General features: G+C 39.6%; 2 protein-coding genes and 1 pseudogene. All 3 read left to right on the top strand.

Translation table 11 applies throughout. From position 1 onward, the window contains the following. The first annotated feature begins 178 nt into the window (after nt 1-178). The gene (locus tag ACOVO2_RS03840) at nt 179-1,729 is read left to right on the top strand and encodes an Rne/Rng family ribonuclease (protein WP_421768698.1); all 1,551 of its coding nucleotides are present in this window, start codon (nt 179-181) and stop codon (nt 1,727-1,729) included. Nucleotides 1,730-1,873: 144 nt separating this feature from the next. Beyond that, nucleotides 1,874-2,740 (top strand): hypothetical protein, encoded by an 867-nt coding sequence (locus ACOVO2_RS03835; RefSeq protein ID WP_421768697.1) that lies wholly within the window; start codon nt 1,874-1,876, stop codon nt 2,738-2,740. A 48-nt stretch (nt 2,741-2,788) separates the two neighbouring features. Continuing rightward, nucleotides 2,789-3,198, top strand: a pseudogene (locus ACOVO2_RS03830) (2-hydroxyacid dehydrogenase); the annotation flags it as partial.

Genomic DNA, 3,198 nt, shown 5'->3' with positions numbered 1-3,198 from the left:
CATAAAATGGCCACGCACAAAAGAAAGAAGCGTCTTAGAAAGAATCGTCATAAGAAAAAATAATTTTTCTTGAGGGTTAATAATCATTCATTACTTAAAGTAAAGTATGGTTATTAATCCTCCACCCTTTTCATAGTCAAACCAAAACATTCATTAACCCCTTGATTCTACCTCAACTTTGAGCAACGAATTATATATCAGTACCACACAGAAAGGTGATAGAATAGCCCTTGTTCAAGATAAAAGGCTAATCGAATATCACTTTGACGAGACGGAACATCAGTTTGCCGTCGGAGATATCTATTTGGGGGTAGTCAAGAAAGTTGTGCAAGGTAATAATGCCGCTTTTGTTGATGTTGGCTATGATAAAGATGGTTTTCTTCACTACAACGAGATTATCTCGTACAATTCTCTCAATAAATTCGTAAAAGACGTTATTGCCAAACGCCCAGTTAATCTTCGTTTGAAAGGGTTCAAGATGGAACCCGAAATCGAAAAATTCGGCAAAATCAATGATGTTGTTACGAAAAATACTCCCGTACTCGTACAGGTTGTAAAAGAGCCTATCTCGACCAAAGGCCCACGTCTTTCTTGCGATATTTCGATTGCAGGACGAAACGTGGTTTTAGTGCCTTTTGGCAATTCGGTTAATATTTCTAAGAAAATCACGAATAAGCAAGAGCGTCAGCGACTACACAAAATGGTGTCGTCGGTGAAGCCCGAAAACTTTGCGGTGATTGTACGAACTGTAGCCGAAGGCAAAGATATGGAAGAATTGAGCCGTGATATTGAGTTTTGTGTGGAGAAATGGGAAGAAGGAATGAAGGCCTTGCGTGATGCTAAGCCTCGTGACCGTATCATCAGCGAGATGGGTCGTGCATCATCAATATTGAGAGATATGCTCAATGATGATTTCGATAACATTTATGTTGATACGAAAGAAAACTTTGAAGGCGTAAAAACTTTCTTGCATACCATTGCACCCGATAAAGAGAAAATTTTGAAACTCCACACGGGCAAAAACAAACTTTTTGAGCAATACGGTATTGAAAAACAAATAAAATCGTTGTTCGGACGCTCAGTTAGCTTGCCAAACGGTGGCTATTTGATTATCGAACACACGGAAGCACTTCACGTTATTGACGTAAACAGCGGTAATAAATCAACTCAAGAAGACGACCAAGAGTCAACGGCACTGGCTGTAAACTTAGAAGCGGCAAAAGAGTTGTGTCGCCAATTACGTATGCGTGATATGGGCGGAATCATCGTAGTCGATTTCATTGACATGAAGAAAAGCGAGAACCGTCGCATTATTCAGGAAGCAATGAAAGAAGAGATGAAAGGCGACCGCTCGAAATATACGATTCTTCCGATTTCTAAATTTGGTTTATTGCAAATCACTCGTCAGCGTGTTCGTCCAGAAATGAACATCGTTACTCGTGAAACCTGCCCTACTTGTAGCGGAACAGGCACGATTCAGGCGAGTATCGTGGTGACAGACCTCATCGAAAACAACCTCGATTATATCCTTTCTAAACAAAACGAAAGCGGTATAAGCATCGTACTCCATCCGTTTATCTATGCCTATTACAGAGAAGGACTTATTTCAAAACAAATGAAATGGTTCTTGAAGTATAGAACATGGGTAAAACTCATCAAAGACTCTTCAATCGGTATCACCGAGTTTCATTTCCTCAATAAATTGGGCGATGAAATTGAGATTGGGTAATTTCATTTACCATCCAAGATTTCCTGAACATTTATTCCAACGGCAATCCGTTGGTAAATCGTATTTGCTTAAAACTGAGCGATAATCTTCTCTACACTTTTTTATTTTCTAAATATTTCTCTATTTTGCCCAAAATTTCGAGAAATGTCACAACCTATTGCTGTTTATTATCAAAAGTTTGCCAATCGGTGGAAAACACTGGTTTTCTGTGGCTTGCTATTGATTTTTAAAAGCAATTTAACGTTGGCTTCGGGTGAGCCTTTCCCGATTGGAGCCAAAAGTTGGGGAATTGGCAACGCTACCGTTGCATTGGCCGACCGTAATGCGGTTTTCAATAATCCAGCAGGTTTGGGTTTTCTGAAAGATAACTTCGTTAGCTCTTCTTATCATGCTCGATACAACATTGCAGGACTACAAACTCTCTCACTATCAGGCAATTATAATGCAAAATTGGCGAATATCGGTTTGGGAGTCGAGCGTTTTGGCGATAAGCTCTACAACGAACAAAAACTGGGTATAGCCATTGGAAAAAGCATGAATCGAGTTGCTTTGGGGCTGAAAGTAAGCTATTTCCAAGCGGCTATCGAAAACTTTGCTGCAAAAAATACTCTACTGACCGAATTTGGAGTCATGACCAAATTGAGTTCAAAAGTACAAGTGGGTTTTCATGCCTATAACCTTACTGGTGCTAAACTTTTTGCCTCACAGCAAATTCCAACCGTACTGCGTTTGGGTCTTTCGTTTTCACCAACAAAGCAAATTTTATTGGTGACCGAAGCCGAAAAAAATATTGAGTTACCTACACTCATCAAAGCTGGGTTAGAGTACCAAATAGTTAAGAATTTTTACCTCCGAACGGGTCTTACCTCAAAGCTCAATAATGCCCATTTTGGTTTTGGGTTTCAATCGAAACAATTAATTTTCGACTACGCTCTCAGTAGCCATTCGGCATTAGGATTTTCTAATCATTTATCAATCAGCTATCAGATAGGCAAAAGTAGTAATCAATAATTATTCGTATCTTCACCGAATAATTATTTCAAAACACACCTTTTCCTCATGAAAATAGCCTTTTTTAGCACAAAACCCTACGATAAAGACTTCTTCGAGAAACACAATCAGAAACACGAGCTGACATTTTTTGATGTTGCCCTCAACGAAACCTCGGTTCGATTAGCAGAAGGTAATGATGCTATCTGTGTTTTTGTGAATGATAAAGTAAATGCTTCGGTCATAGAAAAACTGACTCAATTGGGCATAAGGCTCATTGCTTTGCGTTGTGCAGGTTTCAATAATGTTGATTTGGAAGCTGCCCAAAAGGCAAATATCGGCGTTGTGCGAGTACCTGCTTACTCACCTCATGCGGTGGCCGAACACGCTCTGGCTCTAATCATGACACTCAATCGCAAAACGCATAAGGCTTATAATCGCGTACGAGAAGGGAATTTCTCGCTTGAAAAACTGATTGG

Origin of the sequence: Emticicia sp. (assembly GCF_049241225.1) — a bacterium.
Taxonomy (GTDB): Bacteria; Bacteroidota; Bacteroidia; order Cytophagales; family Spirosomataceae; genus Emticicia.
Note: the sequence above shows the minus strand (reverse complement) of the source record. Positions and strands in the feature narration are given on the sequence as shown.